The 14,632-nt window shown below is 43.2% G+C and carries 16 protein-coding genes; 8 read left to right on the top strand and 8 right to left on the bottom strand.

Going from position 1 to position 14,632, the window contains the following annotated elements; all coding sequences use genetic code 11:
• Positions 1-9 precede the first annotated feature (9 nt).
• On the top strand, positions 10-498 hold the full coding sequence (locus tag LMH68_RS01195; protein ID WP_017068284.1) for a GNAT family N-acetyltransferase: 489 nt from the start codon (positions 10-12) through the stop codon (positions 496-498).
• Between the two features lie 135 nt (positions 499-633).
• Here LMH68_RS01195 and LMH68_RS01190 read toward each other — a convergent pair whose 3' ends face one another.
• On the bottom strand, positions 634-1,209 hold the full coding sequence (locus LMH68_RS01190) for a nucleoside triphosphate pyrophosphohydrolase family protein (RefSeq protein WP_008217561.1): 576 nt from the start codon (positions 1,207-1,209) through the stop codon (positions 634-636).
• Between the two features lie 213 nt (positions 1,210-1,422).
• Here LMH68_RS01190 and LMH68_RS01185 point away from each other — a divergent pair, with 213 nt between their 5' ends.
• Complete coding sequence (locus tag LMH68_RS01185) at positions 1,423-2,493, top strand: diguanylate cyclase domain-containing protein (protein WP_229647272.1); 1,071 nt, start codon at positions 1,423-1,425, stop codon at positions 2,491-2,493.
• A 28-nt stretch (positions 2,494-2,521) separates the two neighbouring features.
• On the opposite strand, the gene LMH68_RS01180 is transcribed toward LMH68_RS01185, so the two are convergent.
• Together LMH68_RS01180 and LMH68_RS01175 are read right to left on the bottom strand one after the other, a co-directional pair.
• Complete coding sequence (locus tag LMH68_RS01180) at positions 2,522-3,088, bottom strand: DUF1415 domain-containing protein (RefSeq protein ID WP_229647273.1); 567 nt, start codon at positions 3,086-3,088, stop codon at positions 2,522-2,524.
• An 85-nt stretch (positions 3,089-3,173) separates the two neighbouring features.
• Positions 3,174-4,373 carry an MFS transporter gene (locus LMH68_RS01175; protein WP_017070902.1) on the bottom strand — a complete coding sequence of 400 codons (1,200 nt, stop codon included), beginning with the start codon at positions 4,371-4,373 and terminating at the stop codon, positions 3,174-3,176.
• Positions 4,374-4,483: 110 nt separating this feature from the next.
• Here LMH68_RS01175 and LMH68_RS01170 point away from each other — a divergent pair, with 110 nt between their 5' ends.
• A complete protein-coding gene (locus LMH68_RS01170) occupies positions 4,484-5,356 on the top strand; it encodes a LysR family transcriptional regulator (protein ID WP_229647274.1) in 873 nt (290 codons plus the stop codon).
• An 89-nt stretch (positions 5,357-5,445) separates the two neighbouring features.
• Here LMH68_RS01170 and LMH68_RS01165 read toward each other — a convergent pair whose 3' ends face one another.
• Positions 5,446-5,682, bottom strand: a complete 237-nt coding sequence (locus LMH68_RS01165) for a glutaredoxin family protein (RefSeq protein ID WP_016786183.1) — start codon at positions 5,680-5,682, stop codon at positions 5,446-5,448.
• 137 nt (positions 5,683-5,819) lie between these two features.
• Here LMH68_RS01165 and LMH68_RS01160 point away from each other — a divergent pair, with 137 nt between their 5' ends.
• Together LMH68_RS01160 and rlmF are read left to right on the top strand one after the other, a co-directional pair.
• The gene (locus LMH68_RS01160) at positions 5,820-6,317 is read left to right on the top strand and encodes a YgjP-like metallopeptidase domain-containing protein (RefSeq protein ID WP_229647275.1); all 498 of its coding nucleotides are present in this window, start codon (positions 5,820-5,822) and stop codon (positions 6,315-6,317) included.
• Between the two features lie 4 nt (positions 6,318-6,321).
• Positions 6,322-7,644, top strand: coding sequence for a 23S rRNA (adenine(1618)-N(6))-methyltransferase RlmF (gene rlmF / locus LMH68_RS01155; RefSeq protein ID WP_229647276.1), 1,323 nt, complete (start codon positions 6,322-6,324; stop codon positions 7,642-7,644).
• 90 nt (positions 7,645-7,734) lie between these two features.
• Here the strand turns inward: rlmF and pilW are convergent, their stop codons facing one another.
• Both pilW and metA read right to left on the bottom strand, forming a co-directional pair.
• Complete coding sequence (gene pilW, locus LMH68_RS01150; protein WP_017065536.1) at positions 7,735-8,502, bottom strand: type IV pilus biogenesis/stability protein PilW; 768 nt, start codon at positions 8,500-8,502, stop codon at positions 7,735-7,737.
• Positions 8,503-8,670: 168 nt separating this feature from the next.
• The gene (gene metA, locus LMH68_RS01145; protein WP_017066439.1) at positions 8,671-9,612 is read right to left on the bottom strand and encodes a homoserine O-acetyltransferase MetA; all 942 of its coding nucleotides are present in this window, start codon (positions 9,610-9,612) and stop codon (positions 8,671-8,673) included.
• 275 nt (positions 9,613-9,887) lie between these two features.
• Here metA and LMH68_RS01140 point away from each other — a divergent pair, with 275 nt between their 5' ends.
• Positions 9,888-10,256: an ATP-binding protein gene (locus LMH68_RS01140; RefSeq protein ID WP_017070899.1), complete on the top strand. Its 369-nt coding sequence runs from the start codon at positions 9,888-9,890 to the stop codon at positions 10,254-10,256.
• A 74-nt stretch (positions 10,257-10,330) separates the two neighbouring features.
• Entirely contained in the window at positions 10,331-10,753 is a 423-nt protein-coding gene (locus tag LMH68_RS01135) for a DUF3859 domain-containing protein (RefSeq protein WP_229647277.1), read from the top strand.
• 108 nt (positions 10,754-10,861) lie between these two features.
• Here LMH68_RS01135 and LMH68_RS01130 read toward each other — a convergent pair whose 3' ends face one another.
• Entirely contained in the window at positions 10,862-11,968 is a 1,107-nt protein-coding gene (locus LMH68_RS01130; protein ID WP_229647278.1) for a M20/M25/M40 family metallo-hydrolase, read from the bottom strand.
• Between the two features lie 260 nt (positions 11,969-12,228).
• Here LMH68_RS01130 and LMH68_RS01125 point away from each other — a divergent pair, with 260 nt between their 5' ends.
• Positions 12,229-14,193: a GGDEF domain-containing protein gene (locus tag LMH68_RS01125; RefSeq protein ID WP_229647279.1), complete on the top strand. Its 1,965-nt coding sequence runs from the start codon at positions 12,229-12,231 to the stop codon at positions 14,191-14,193.
• Positions 14,194-14,346: 153 nt separating this feature from the next.
• On the opposite strand, the gene LMH68_RS01120 is transcribed toward LMH68_RS01125, so the two are convergent.
• Positions 14,347-14,532 (bottom strand): hypothetical protein, encoded by a 186-nt coding sequence (locus LMH68_RS01120; RefSeq protein ID WP_017059179.1) that lies wholly within the window; start codon positions 14,530-14,532, stop codon positions 14,347-14,349.
• Between the last annotated feature and the right edge of the window lie 100 nt (positions 14,533-14,632).

Raw genomic sequence — 14,632 nt, 5'->3', positions numbered from 1 at the left:
GGAGTTGCGATGAGTATTATAGTGAGACGGTCTGAGCCGTCAGATGCGAAGGGAATAAAAGAAGTTTACGAATGCACGAATGCTTATACCGGTACGCTGCAACTCCCAAATCCATCTCTGGAAAGCTGGCAAAAACGAATCTCTAATATGCCTGATAACGTGTATTCGTATGTCGCGATGATCGACGATGAGATTGTTGGCAACTTGGGAATGGAAGTGTGTGTGAACCCAAGAAGACGACATGTGGCTTCATTTGGTATGGGTGTTAAGGACGATGTGCTAGGCAAAGGTGTCGGTAGCCAACTGCTCGCAACAGCAATCGACTTGTGTGATAACTGGATTAACATCAAGCGAATGGAGTTAACGGTGTATACCGATAACGAAAGAGCGATCAGTCTGTATAAGAAGTTTGGTTTCGTGATTGAAGGAGAGTCCGCAGGATTCGCTTTCAGAAATGGCGAATATGTGGCGGCTTATCATATGGCTCGACTAGTATAGCGCTCGGCTTCTAACCAAGGCTACAATTAAAACAGCTAGAGTTCTTCAATAGATAATAAAACGCCACGTTACAATAACGTGGCGTTTTCTATTTCAGTCAACTGATGCTTTGAAGCGCTTCAGTTTTAACTCTACTTAAGCTGTAAGAGGCTCAAGGTTCGCAGGACGGTAGTGTACAGATTTTAGTACTTTACCTTGGCGAACTGTTTTACCTTCCGATACAAAATCTTCAGCGCATTTAGCAATGATGTATTCACCTTTTTGAACCGCCATTAGCTTAATGTTCTGCTCAGCATAGAATGCTTCTGTTTCTGCGTATTCTGTTTCATTACGGCATACTTTGCTCATGTTGCTTGAGTGTACTTCGTCCCAGCAAGGTAAGAAGTCAATTGAACGGTTTTTGGCAACGTTCAACAGTAAGTCGATTAAGTAGCTGATCGCTAGGTTGTCTTCTACTTTGGATTGGCCAAGGTGAACCAAACGTCCCATCAAAACATAAACGCTGTCTACAATAGCGTCCGCTTGTTCGATTTTAGAGTCAGCTTCTGCAAGTTCTGTTAGCTCTTCGATCGCTAGAGAGGTATGTAGCGTATCGCCTTTTTCGTCCATTGTTTCAGGAGCAGCAACCGGCAGATCAAAAGTACTGCGGAACTCTTCAATGTCGCGGTAAAGGTGATCGTAGATTTCTTGGTTTAGTTGAGAAAGGTTCATATTCCTATCCATTTTGTTTCGTTAATGGACCATTTTAACAAAGGTAGTAATGGGGTGCTAACGCAAAGTGGAAGAACGCGACTTTTATTCATTGGACCAATGAGGTATTTTGCATACAAACTAATTGATTATTATGTTTTTTTACACTTTACTCTTCTTAATATACGAAATATTAATGTTGCCATTAATGTCAGCAGTAGTGGAATCCCATTTATGAACCAAGCCAGTGAAAGCGAAATTGTTATACGCCGCTTGTATCAAATCACCAATGATTATCGAAAGGGCTTCGATATTCAGATCGCTCAGCTGCTTATTATGGGGCTTGAACGCTTCAACCTTGATATTGGTATCTTATCGAAAGTCGATGGCAATACTTATGTTGTTGAACATTGTGTTACGCCTGAAAGGGTAGAACTCAATAGCGGTGACACTTTTGATTATCGTTCAACCTATTGCGAAATTACCTGTAAATCGATTGGTCCTATCTGTATTGAGCATTGTGGCAAACACGATAAGTATGCGAAGCATCCTGCTTACCAGTCTTTTGGCTTGGAGTCTTATATTGGGGTTCCCATTTTCGTTAATGATGAGCTTTATGGCACCTTAAACTTTTCAAGCCCAGCACCCTATCATCGTGAGTTCAAAGAGTTCGATGTCGACGTGATGAGACTAATGGCGTCATGGATCGAAGTGGAGCTGGTTAGAAGGCAGCAAGAAAGAAAGCTAAAAGAACTGAATGAGAAATTGGAGTATCAAGCTCTGTATGATCCTCTGACACACTTACCAAATAGACGTTGCTTGTTCAAAACATTGAATGCAGAAGTGGAGCAATTAAAAGGCTCTTTAGGAAAGGGAACCTTGGCCGTTGTCGACATCGATTTCTTTAAACAGGTCAATGACACTTATGGCCACCAAATGGGCGATGTTGTCTTAAAGAAAGTGGCGAACGTGCTGAGCAATAACACTCAAGAGGGTGAGTTTGTGGCGCGTTTTGGTGGTGAAGAGTTCATTCTTTGGTATCCAAATAAAACACCAAGTTGTGTTGAAGATAAGTTCATGACTCTTTTGCAAGAGATGAAGAAAATCACACTCGATAGAAAGCCTGTCACTATATCAATCGGTGCGTGTCATTTTGAGTTGAGTACCGGGGATACCAAAGGGGAAAGGATGTCGGCGTTAGATAAGCTGATCAAAGTTGCCGATGAATGTCTGTACATTGCGAAACAAAATGGACGAGATCAGTTCATTTCTCGTCCATATCATCAAGAGCGCTCAGGAATTTGAACCATCTTGTTAGCGATTAACTGAACTATTAGCTAAACAAGTAAGGGAACAGTTTACGGCGTTCTTCTGGTGTTAAAGACTCAACTCTCGCGATGTTGGTATCAGGAATCGCTTCAGGGTTAGGGTAGTGCTTTAACACCTTTTCCATACTTGCTTCACGAATCAAATGGTAAACCGGGTACGGAGAACGGTTCGTTAGGTTTTCATCGTCTTCTGGATCTGCACCACCAAAGCAATAGTCTGGATGGAAGGTTGCCACTTGGTAAACGCCTTCCCAATCTTGCTGTTTGATCAACGCTTCAACCCAATCAATGAACATGTTGTAGTCGAAGAAGTCTTGCAGCATGTTAGGAACCACCACTAAAGTCGTCTCTAATTCAGCGACTGGCGTGTTATCTAACTCTACGAAATGCATCATGATGTCTTGCAACAACGCTTCTTCCGTATTTGCTTCACTCACAAAGATCTTAATCTGTTTATTACGTTGTGGCTTGGCTGCGAATGGACACAGGTTTAGGCCAATAACGACATCGTCTAACCACTGTTTTACTTGGTCGTGGATGGTTTGAAGATCTGTGCTTTGAGTGTTCGACATAACAGGTTCCGAAATGAAATTTTGCGTAGGATATCAGAACGGACGTCAATCAAAAGCAATAATTGAGTTACAACCTTAGTCGTACTTATGCTTGTGCAAGTTTAGACGCCGATACTTGTAGCTGTTTCAACTGGTAGACCCAAGCAAATATCGCGACATAGAAGATTGAACCGCCCGCAATCACGCCATTCCAACCGAACAGTTGCCAGCAATACAAGAGTAAGAAACCACCTAAGCTCCCGCCTATGTAATAGTGTACTAAGTAAAGAGCGGTTGCCGTTGCCTTAGCGCTCGGTGCTTTTTGACTTACCCAAGAGTAGGCAAGGGTATGGGCGAAGAACGCGCCGCCACTAATCAATAACAAGCCTGCTAGCATGAACGGAACTTTGTCGACTGCAGAAATTAGCATTCCGATTAAGCTAATACACACGCCCATCAATATTCCGCTTAACGGGTCAAAGCGAAGTGTCCATTTGTTGGAGAGCTTAGAGCTTACCGTACCGGCCAAGTAACATAGGAATATCAGTGAAGCTAAACCAACGGGTACCGAGTGAGGTTCGGATACTAGCCTAAAGCCCATTACAGAGTACAGGTTAACAAACAGCGCGAAGTTAGCACCACCAATCAACATGGCAAGCCACAAGGTACGGTTTCTTAAGTGCATTACAACGGAGCGGTTGTGATGAAAGAACAGCCCTTTTTGAGGTTTGAAGTTCTGTTGGTCAGGTAGGCGATAGGCAATAAAGAGTGCACCAAGCAATGAACCGACAACGAAAAACAGTACAGTTGCATGCCAATCGAAATAGTCTGTAATTAAGCCGCCTAATACACGTCCGAAGATTCCACCCAATGAGTTGGCCGCAATATAACCTCCAATCGCGACAGCAAAGGCTTTGGGTGTTAACTCCTCAACCATATAGGCAACCGCCACACCAGCAAACGCCGCCACAGCGATGCCCATAAATGCGCGGGCAATAACGAGTTGCAACAAGGTAGTCGTGAACACCATGCTTAACCCTATTAATGGGATAGCGAACAGACTGAACAGAATAATGGGTTTACGACCAAAGGTTTCAGAGGCAATTGCCCAAGGTACCAAGCTAATCGAAAGGCCGAGTGTTGTAGCAGCAAACAACCAGTTGATCTGAGTTTCAGATACTTGGAAGTGCTCCGCCATGTGCGGCAAGATTGGCTGAAAGAGGTAAAGGTTACAGAAAATGATAAACGAGCCAATCGCCAATGATTGGGTGATGCGTTTGTATTGAAGACTGCCTTTATCAAACATTTACGTTGTGCCTGCACGAGTTAGTAAGCTATTTGTGAACAAGTTATCAGCACAAGTGTGATTAAAGAAATATATTAAAAATATCACCTCTATATATTAAATATATCGCCATGCTTGAATCAAAACCTCTTCGACATTTTCTGGCTGTTGCGCAGTTTGGTAACTTCACTCAGGCCGCCAAAGCGCTGCATATCGCGCAGCCCGCATTGAGCATTTCTATTAAAAAACTAGAACAGACGCTTGAGTTGATTCTATTCCGTCGAGGAGATAAATCCGCCACCTTAACGGAAGAGGGAAAGGTACTGTTTGAGCATGCGAAGCGAATCGCCCAGCAGTTTGATGACGCTCAACTCGCGATGAATGAGCTAAAGGGGTTAGAGAAAGGCGAGGTTCGATTAGGCGCTCCAAGTATGATGGGCAGTTATTTTTTTCCCCAAGTCGTGATGGCCTTTAAAAGCCAATACCCAAACCTAAAGTTGACCTTGATTGATGCAGGCACCGCATCTATTCGTGAAATGCTGTTAAACGGCGAACTCGATATTGGCGTAATCAACCATGAAAACGTGCCTGATGATCTTGAAACTGACCACCTGTTAAGCTCAGAAATGTTAGCTGTAGTTGGCAAAGATCACCCACTGGCAACGCAACCATCCATCACCTTTGAAGAATTTTTTGCTCAAGAGCTGATCATGTTCAAATCGGGCTACTTCCACCGCGATTTTATCGATGCGACTTGTAAGAAGTACAATCTCGATATGACCATTGCGTTCGAAACCAATTTATTGCCAATGATTCTTTCTATCGTGAAGCGAGAGTTTGCCATCACCGCGTTGCTTAGCTTGGTGACAGAATACGAGGAAGATGTCGTAGGCGTGCCATTTAAAGACCCTGTGAAACTGAACCTATCTTTGGCGTGGAGAAAGGAAGGGTATCTGTCAAAAGCAGACCGAACCTTTATTGATTTCGTTAAGCGGTATGTGTGATTTAGTAAGATTTAAATAAACAAAGCCCGAACATCCTAGATTGGATATTCGGGCTTTGTTGTATAGAAGTATGACTGGCTCAGAGCACGTTAGGTGTTCTTTGAGTTATACATCTTATCGAAGTTTTTCTGATTCCAGCCGACCATCACTTGATCGCCGATTTTAAGCACGGGGATAGAACGAGCACCCATTGCTTGCAATTCTTTACGGCCACGCTGCATCTTTGCATTCGTCAGGCGGTAAACAATTTTCTTAGAGTCTAAATACCTTTGGGCATCTTTACAGTGCGGGCATTTGTCTGCGACGTACAATACAACACGTTTCATTTTTTCATTCTCTTGGTGAATCTCGCTAAAGTGTAACGAATCCTAGGTGATTAGAAAAGTGTGATCAGTTACACTATGCGGCTCAATTTTCAAGACCACAACGTATTGTCGTGGTGTAACTTGTACGGTCTTTCAGCATGCATCCTTCTTTACGCTATATTCAAGGCTATCCTAAGCACATTCTTGATCCTGTTACTCAACTTGTAGAGTCGGGTAAATTGGTGCCTTGGTTTGAAGCTCGCTACCCAAAGAATCATGAAATAAAAAGCGAGAAAGCCCTGTTTGACTATGCGATTGAGATAAAAAATCGCTACATGAAAAAAACACCACCGATCAGAAAAGTGATTTACGACGGCAAGATACACCTAATCAATAATGCGTTAGGTCTGCATTCTTACGTTGCTAAGAATCACGGTGGAAAGATCAAATCAAAGAATGAAATTCGTATCGCCAGTGTTTTTAAAAATGCACCAGAACCTTTGCTAAGAATGCTGGTGGTACACGAACTGGCGCATATCAAAGAGAAAGAGCACGACAAAGCCTTTTACCAACTATGCTGTCACATGGAACCGGAATATCATCAACTTGAGTTGGATGCCCGTTTATTCATGATGTATTTAGATTTAAAGAAGTAGCCCAATGAGCCAATCACAAAATAGAACGACGCTAAGCCTGTCGAAAAACAGCACTTCATCAGCAAAAACAAAAGACAACCAAGCTGATGTTAAGCCAAGTACAGCTAAGCCAAGCAGCGACAAGCGTATTTCTACAAAGAACACATCTGATAAAAGCCGCAAGAATAGTGCACCTAAAGGCGCGGGCAATAACAAAGCAAAGCGACCTTTTGCAAAAGATAGCAGAGGTAAACCGGGTGCCAATAAAGGATCATCGAATAAGGGTTCTTTCAATAAAACGGCTTTTAACAAGAACGCAGCTCAGAAAAGACGCTCGGCTGAAAAACCTCAAGGTGGATTACACCCAAGAAACCAGCACACTGGCCGCTATAACTTCGAGTTACTAGTTGCAGCCTTGCCTGAGCTAAAAGAGCATCTGATCAAGAATCCGGTTGGCGAAGACACCATTAATTTCTCTGATCCATTGGCCGTTAAGCTACTCAACAAAGCTTTGTTGGCGCATCACTATGGCGTTAAACATTGGGATATTCCTGCTGGTTACTTGTGCCCGCCAATTCCTGGTCGTGCAGACTACATTCACAGAGTGGCCGACATCCTTAATAGCGATGGCCAAGGTGAACCCTATAACCACGCGTCTGTGAAAGCATTAGATATTGGTGTCGGTGCAAACTGTATCTACCCAATCATTGGTGCGACAGAGTATAAGTGGCGTTGTACAGGGACAGATGTTGATTCAGTCTCCATCAAAACAGCGAACTTCATAGCGGAAAGCAACCCTAATCTAAAAGGTAAGATCCGCGCTCGCCTACAAGCTGACTCTGAATCTATCTTTAAGGGCGTGATTAAGGATAATGAACGTTACGATGTCACTATTTGTAACCCGCCATTCCACAGCTCTCTTGAAGAGGCTGAAAAGGGGTCACAACGTAAACTGGATAATCTAGCGGCGAACCGTGCTAAGAAAGCCGGTCAGTCGTTCAAGCCTGAAACGAACAAGAAGCCAGTTAAGTTAGATAAATCAACTAAGCAAGATAAACCAACCTTAAACTTTGGTGGTCAAAAAGCCGAGCTTTGGTGCCCAGGTGGTGAAGCCGCTTTCATTATGAAGATGGCGAGAGAGAGTCAACTTTTTGCTACTCAAGTTTTGTGGTTTACGACATTGATTTCTAAGAAAGATAACGTCGATATGGTTCGTTCAGAGCTTGGCAAGCTTAGAGCTAAACAAGTGAAAGTCGTCGAGATGTCACAAGGCCAGAAGGTAAGTCGCTTTATCGCATGGACCTTTATGGACGATGAGCAAAGACAAGAGTGGATCGCGCTAAAATAGCGGCTGCACTTAGTTAAGATATTAAGCTGAAATACGGACGGGCTTGTTGTTAACGCAACAAGCCCGTTTTTTTTGTGTTTTGCATATAACCTAAGCAGAAAGCAACTCATCTAACTTACTCTGATATTTCTGCTCTAGAGCTTTGTTACCTGCTTTGTTTTCGAGATCGACCAAGATTTTAAGCGATGGAATTTGATAGCCATAACGCTGGTGGAATTTGAATAAACGGATTCGAGCGTCATTGTAATCGGCGTCACTCACTTCAATTTTTGATAACTGTAGTATCGATTTTACGCGGTTTGGATCGTGGTCAATCGCTCTGCTGAAGTAGTACTTCGCTTGGTCGGTATTGCCAGCCTTAAATGCGCAAAACGCGGCGTTTTCATAACTTGCAGACACCAAGTAGTAGTAGGGTTGGTCGATGGCGCGATTGAAGTAATTATCGGCTTGTTCGTATTCGCCCTGTTTACACAAGAAGGTACCGTAGTTGTTCAATACATTGCCATTTCTTGAATCAAGACTGAGTGCTTTGCGGTAAGTGCTTCTCGCTTCATCTACTTCACCCACTTGTTCGTAGTAATGCGCCATTGAAAGCCGAGCACGGTAGTAGCTAGGTGCGTGTTTAATCGCGAGCTCAAGGTTTTCACGCGCTCTCACCATATTGCCTTGTCCCATATAGCCCAAACCTAATTCGATTCGAGATTCAGACATCGCGATAGGATCACTTTCAATCTTTGGCGGTCCTTCAGTGACAGAGACACAACCGGCCAAGGAAAGCGAGGCAAGTAGTACCACACTTGATAACGAAAGAGGGCGGGACAACGAAATCGGATTTGAAAATGATGGCTTGGCAGGCATGTGAAGCTCCTTATGAACACCAACCCATCATATGAAATCAAACCCATTGAAGTCGTAAATCTATCATGGAATGCGACCCACACACCATAAAAAAACCGCGTCCAATTCGTCGTTTTATCAACAACATACTGAACACGGTTTATGTGTTTGTGAATCGGAAGAAAGAACTTAATCGTCTTTGGTAAAGTTGTCTTCGCTGAAATGATCCAGATCGTAAGGCGTTTGTTGGTAAACGCAGTAGTTTAGCCAGTTTGAGAACAACAAGTGTCCGTGGCTGCGCCAGCTTGCAACCGGTTTGTTGTCTGGATTGTTATTCGGGTAGTAGTTGATTGGTATCACAGGCTCCATGCCTTCACCCAAATCTCGAATGTACTCATTGTGAAGTGTGTGAGAGTCGTACTCAGGGTGACCCGTTACAAACACGTTTCGCTTATCTTTGGTTGCTGCTAGGTATACGCCTGCAACATCAGAAGTTGCAAGAACATCAAGGTCAGTATGTTCCGCTAAGTACTCTTGAGAGAAGTCCGCATAGCGAGAGTGCGGAGCTAAGAATGTATCGTCGAAGCCACGTAAAATAGGGTGGTATGGGTTATGTATCTCGTGGTTATAAACACCAGACAGCTTCTCTTTACGAGTGCGTTTTGGCAAATCATATAATAACTTCAAACCAGCCTGAGCCGCCCAACACACGTATAGCGTTGAAGTAACGTGCTTGTTTGCCCATTCCATGATGGTTTTCAGGTGATCCCAGTAGATCACATCTTCAAATTGAACCAAGCCAAGCGGCGCACCAGTGATGATCAATCCATCAAAGTTTCTTTCTTTGACCATTTCAAATTGGCGGTAGAAGTTATCAAGGTGTTCAGTCGGTGTGTTTTTACTTGGTCGGTCATCAATGCGCAGCAGCTCTACATCCACTTGCAATGGGCTGTTCGATAGTAGGCGTAAAAATTGAGTTTCAGTTTCAATCTTCTTCGGCATTAGGTTGAGGATCAAGACTCGAAGTGGACGAATTTCCTGTGTCGATGCTCTTGATAACGGCATAACGAAGATGTTTTCTTCACGAAGAACATCGGATGCTGGCAATTGGTCTGGAATGCGAATAGGCACAGCTTTCTCCCTAAGCTAGATATGTAGACGTCTATACATCTAAATCTATAGTAGTTTGATACGCTTGTCGATATGCAAAATGGATAGATGTAAATTATTTGTGTTTTCTATCAGAAGCAATCCACGCGCTTCGAGGGGAGTCTCATTGTATTCAGTGATTGTCTGAGTCGTGTGTAAGTACTTGGTTTTCGTATGCTGAGCAGAGGCAGTTATCAGAGCAACTCGTTACTATTTACGATAAACTCATGTTTTCAAATTAGCCTGTAAAGTGACAGATGAAGTTAATACTCATTCGAGGGTTGCCCGGCTCTGGCAAATCAACAAAAGCAAAAACCTACGATGTATTGCATGTCGAAGCCGATATGTATTATGTGAATGAGCAAGGTGAGTACCATTTTGATCCTAGGCAGCTGCAACAAGCTCATGAGTGGTGTCAAAACACAGCTGAAAACGGCTTAAAGCAAGGGCTTGATGTGGTTGTTTCAAATACCTTTATTAAGCATTGGGAAATGAGAGCCTACCGCCAACTTGCACGCAAATATAAAGCAGAATTAATTATCGAAGTGTGCCGAGAGCAATATGGCACGATTCACGACATTGAGCCGTCGGTGATTAAACGTATGGCGAAAGACTGGCAAGAATAGCCTCGTGCTTATCCAGCTTGGCTGAATGGAAAATTGAATCAAATTAATAGAACAACTTCAAGGTAACGATTGAAATGGCAAAGCGCTCTGTTGTGGTCGACATGACTTCTTATGGTATCTATTCCACATGGGATTCAAAATCTAAAGATCTTCCAAAAATCCAAGAGTTCACCACCACCGTTGATGCTGAAATCGACGTAGAGTTTGGCTATATCCTGAATATCAAAAAAGCCAAAGGTGAGAAGATCCGTTACTGCATTTATCACCCAAACATCACCACAGACAAAGGTGAAGTGCTCGAACCGTTTGATGGTGAGGAGTATGTCGGTAACAATGACTGGGATTTCTACTTAGGTGACACTATCTGGGCTCCTGTCACGAACAAGCTAGGAAAGTGGCGCATGACGGTTGAGCTAAAAGGCAACATCATCGCCGACAAGACATTCGACCTAGTAGCAAAAGACGAAGGCCAATTCTGGAAGCGTAGAGGGTTTTAGGTTCGACCTTCTATGTTCACCTAAACAACAAAAAGCCGAGCATCGTGATGATGTCTCGGCTTTTTTCATTGTGCTAGATAGAAGTGACTACCTAACTAATGGATTCGATTATTGCGTTACGTAAGCCACAACAAACTCAGTGATTGCGACCATGTCTTTCACTGCAATGTACTCTTCAGTGGTGTGAACTTTCGCCATACCAGTAGAAAGGTTAACTGTTGTCAGGCCTTTTGCGTTGAAGTTGTTTGCATCGCTACCGCCGCCAGTGCGTTTAGTGTTCGCTGTGACGCCAAGCTTCTCAAACGCCGATTTGATAGAAAGAATGTGCGGATGATCGTCTGCAATAACGAATGCATCGTAAGCACGAGTTGATTCGATTTCTACTTCAGCGCCGAACTGCTTAACACTTTCTTGGAATGTAGAGATCATATGTTCAACTTGAGCCGTTAGCTTTTCGCCGTTTAGAGAACGTGCTTCAGCCACGACTTTAAGCTCTGGCATTACGATGTTAGTCGCTTGACCACCTTCAACAATACCAACGTTTGCTGTCGTTTCTTCATCGATACGAAGTAGGTTCATCTTAGTGATAGCGTCTGCAGCAACTTGAATTGCGCTGATGCCTTCTTCTGGTGCTAAACCAGCGTGAGCAGGGCGACCTTTGATTTTAGCAACAATCTTCTGCTGGCCAGGCGCTGCGTTTACGATAGTGCCAATTGGACCGCCTGTATCAAGTACGATTGCGTGCTCAGATTGAATGTAAGACATATCGAAGTTCAAAGAGCCGAACAGACCGCCTTCTTCGAATACAGTAAATGCAATCTCGATAGTTTTGTGCTCTTGTCCTTCAGCTTTAATGCAACGAACCGCTTCCATGATAGCTGCGATACCAGACTTGTCGTCACCACCTAGAATTGTGTTGCCTTTTGAACGGATGATACCGTCTTCGATGATTGGCTCAATGCCGATGCCTGGCGTTACTGTGTCCATGTGGCAGCTGAACACTGTGCTACCTGGAAGAGTGCCATCTAGACGAGCGTAGATGTTGAAACCATTAGACACTTCTTCAGGAACCGCCAGTTTGTGAACTTCAAAACCTAGTTCACCGAGTTGCTCAGCCAAAGCTTCAGCAATCGCTTTTTCGTTACGAGATTCACTATCAATTTTCACTAGATCGCAGAAATGTTCTACAAGACGTTGTTCATTAATTTGGGTCATTGTTAATTCTCATTATGCTTCCGCTTGTTCAAAAAGAAGCCGCGGAGGTAGGAACAGGAAAATCACTATAACGCCAATGAGGTAGATGATTGTCTGAGTTAAATCAAGAAAGTTACCTGATTATTCTAATTAATGAGAAAAACCCAATTCAGATCCACCAGTGCGCAGGATTTTAATCTGTATATCTGTCGGGTATAATGTTTGACCGCTCTTAAAAAACGTCAATAAAATTGGAATTCAATCAATAATGGCCCTGATAAATGAATAGAAACAATGTGTTAGGTTCATTCCTTTTCGTGGTGCTGATGAGTATTGTGCTGGGGCTGTATTTGCTCTATCCAACTTATGACGACGATTTAAAGCATATTCGCCCTGAAAACCCGAGTGTTTATAGTCCAGAGAAAGAGTTATCACTCTCTCAATATGGATCTGCGTTGATCGATATTCTCGATGTATCTCGTGGTGACCCTAATTTAGCTTCCCTACAACTTGAGGCTCTCCAAGCCAAGTTCCCAGACCAAGATAAAGCCATCTATCGTGCTTACGAATTGATGATTTTGTCGAACCTCGCGCAACATAAGTTGGATACCAAAGCGGTTTCCGAATACGTCAGGCAGATTAAAGCACTCGCACAACACGAACATATGGGTTGGTTAAAGGCCCAATCTCTCGTTGAATTAGCGATCGAATACATCAGTACGGGTGAGCTAGCGGAATCTGAAATCCAAATCAGAGCAGCGATAGATATCGCAGAATCGCTTCACTATGAAGAGTTGTTGATTAAGGCCTATAACACGGCTGGTGTCATCAATAACATCCGCAATGACTTTCCTGAAGCTCAATACTTTTTCCATAAAGGTTTAGACCTTGGTAAGAAGTACCCTCATCACATCTACAACAGCAAGTTAGTGTCAAATATGGCACTGCTTTATATCTATTTGGAAGACTGGCCTAAAGCGCTCAAGCTGATTAAAAGAGCCAAAAAGCTCTATTACAAGAGTGGACTACTCGAAGCGTCTACCATCGGCGTGCTGCATGTGAATGAGTCTTTTGCTTATCTGCGCAGTGGTGATTTAGTCAAAGGCCGAGAAGCATATCAAAGTGCGGCTAAGCTAAATGGCGATAACGTGAGTGAACGATACAAAATCATCCTATTAAAAGCAGAGAGTGATGTGTTGTTGGCGGAAAAGAACTTTGAGTCAGCACGACAAGTCGCAAACTTGTGTCTTAGATACCCAGGCGTGGACAAATACACACTTCAATTGGGGCAGTGTTACCTAAATAGAGCCTTAGCGAACATTGGTTTGAACCGAGATAATTTTGTTTTTGCTGATCTAAAGCGATCGTCTGCAATGTTCGATGTTGTGGGGACTCGCAGCTGGAAGGTCCTCGGCTTAAGAACACTTGCTGAATACTATGATTCAAGAGGCGACAGCGAGAACGCACTTCGCTACTTCAAGCTCTATTACAAGGGTAATAAAGCGCTGCTATTTGATAAGCGCCAGAGTGATATCTTTTTACTCGAGCAAGATTTCGCTACGGCATCATTAGCTCAAGAAAACGAACTGCTTAACGCAGAAAAAGAGTTGGGTGAGCTGACATTAGATAAGCAGCAATTACGGAATCGAATCGTCGTCGCTTTGGGTATCATGGTGATGATAAGCGCCACGTTACTATTGATAAGGTTACGCTCGATCCAGAAGACCAACAAAGAACTACTTAAGCAATCAACAAGATGCGAACTGACAGGCTTATACAATAGGCGTTACTTAGAGCAACGGTTAACTCAGCCGATGCCACATCATTTGTCGTCGTTTGGGTATACGCTCGCTATTCTAGATTTAGACCGCTTCAAACAAGTTAATGACACTTATGGCCATGATATTGGTGACCAAGTGCTGGTGGAAGTCGCTAAGCGTTTAGAGAAAATCTTATCAACAAACGATGTAGTGGCAAGATGGGGTGGGGAAGAGTTTGTTTTGTTGCTGTCTGGTTCCATTGATCCTGAGCAACAGTTGAACGTTATCCGTTTAGCTATTTCTGAAACACCCATTGATACGCACTCCGGCTCTTTAGACCTCACCACATCGATAGGAGCGTCGATTGGTATTGTTCATGAGCAACTCAATCAAGATACTTACAAGAAGTACCTCAAAGCCGCGGATGATGCACTATATCAAGCGAAAGAGTCGGGTAGGAATCAAGTCATCATTGCTGAAAGTTAATCGCTAATCTGGAAACAAAAAGCCATTCTGATCTTCGTGAGATAAGAATGGCTTCTGGAACACTCTGAGATCGCTAATATCAAAATTTGAGTGAGAAGTGGGGTTTACTTAGCGATATGTCGAGTTTATCTATATCAACATTTTCTAAATGAGTTACTTAGCGACACCTTGAAGCATTTCAACCAATTCGCCTTCTGTCGCTGGTTCGCTAGCGAGTTCAATCACAGCCGAAGCTCCTCCCTTTAACATGTAGGCTTGGGTTCCGCAGTGGTCATAGTGGAACCATTTACCATCTACACATACGTCGGTATAACATCTTGGGTCTTGTTTAAGTTCCATATCAATTTCCTTATTAACATTTACCTAACGTTTTTCAGACTAGTTGATCACAAATCTAGGTAAATTGATCTAAATCAATCTAGAGTGTAATTGATGATTT

Origin of the sequence: Vibrio sp. F13 (assembly GCF_020806305.2) — a bacterium.
In the GTDB taxonomy this organism is placed as follows: Bacteria; Pseudomonadota; Gammaproteobacteria; order Enterobacterales; family Vibrionaceae; genus Vibrio; species Vibrio crassostreae_C.
The sequence above is the reverse complement of the archived record's forward strand: the minus strand, read 5'-3'. Positions and strand labels throughout refer to the sequence as shown.

What these genes read in the sequence shown, in the direction of transcription:
- LMH68_RS01195 (WP_017068284.1), top strand. Translation starts at nt 10, where the DNA reads ATGAGTATTATAGTGAGACGGTCTGAGCCGTCAGATGCGAAGGGAATA.
- LMH68_RS01190 (WP_008217561.1), bottom strand. Translation starts at nt 1,209, where the DNA reads ATGAACCTTTCTCAACTAAACCAAGAAATCTACGATCACCTTTACCGC.
- LMH68_RS01185 (WP_229647272.1), top strand. Translation starts at nt 1,423, where the DNA reads ATGAACCAAGCCAGTGAAAGCGAAATTGTTATACGCCGCTTGTATCAA.
- LMH68_RS01180 (WP_229647273.1), bottom strand. Translation starts at nt 3,088, where the DNA reads ATGTCGAACACTCAAAGCACAGATCTTCAAACCATCCACGACCAAGTA.
- LMH68_RS01175 (WP_017070902.1), bottom strand. Translation starts at nt 4,373, where the DNA reads ATGTTTGATAAAGGCAGTCTTCAATACAAACGCATCACCCAATCATTG.
- LMH68_RS01170 (WP_229647274.1), top strand. Translation starts at nt 4,484, where the DNA reads ATGCTTGAATCAAAACCTCTTCGACATTTTCTGGCTGTTGCGCAGTTT.
- LMH68_RS01165 (WP_016786183.1), bottom strand. Translation starts at nt 5,682, where the DNA reads ATGAAACGTGTTGTATTGTACGTCGCAGACAAATGCCCGCACTGTAAA.
- LMH68_RS01160 (WP_229647275.1), top strand. Translation starts at nt 5,820, where the DNA reads ATGCATCCTTCTTTACGCTATATTCAAGGCTATCCTAAGCACATTCTT.
- rlmF (WP_229647276.1), top strand. Translation starts at nt 6,322, where the DNA reads ATGAGCCAATCACAAAATAGAACGACGCTAAGCCTGTCGAAAAACAGC.
- pilW (WP_017065536.1), bottom strand. Translation starts at nt 8,502, where the DNA reads ATGCCTGCCAAGCCATCATTTTCAAATCCGATTTCGTTGTCCCGCCCT.
- LMH68_RS01140 (WP_017070899.1), top strand. Translation starts at nt 9,888, where the DNA reads ATGAAGTTAATACTCATTCGAGGGTTGCCCGGCTCTGGCAAATCAACA.
- LMH68_RS01135 (WP_229647277.1), top strand. Translation starts at nt 10,331, where the DNA reads ATGGCAAAGCGCTCTGTTGTGGTCGACATGACTTCTTATGGTATCTAT.
- LMH68_RS01130 (WP_229647278.1), bottom strand. Translation starts at nt 11,968, where the DNA reads ATGACCCAAATTAATGAACAACGTCTTGTAGAACATTTCTGCGATCTA.
- LMH68_RS01125 (WP_229647279.1), top strand. Translation starts at nt 12,229, where the DNA reads ATGAATAGAAACAATGTGTTAGGTTCATTCCTTTTCGTGGTGCTGATG.
- LMH68_RS01120 (WP_017059179.1), bottom strand. Translation starts at nt 14,532, where the DNA reads ATGGAACTTAAACAAGACCCAAGATGTTATACCGACGTATGTGTAGAT.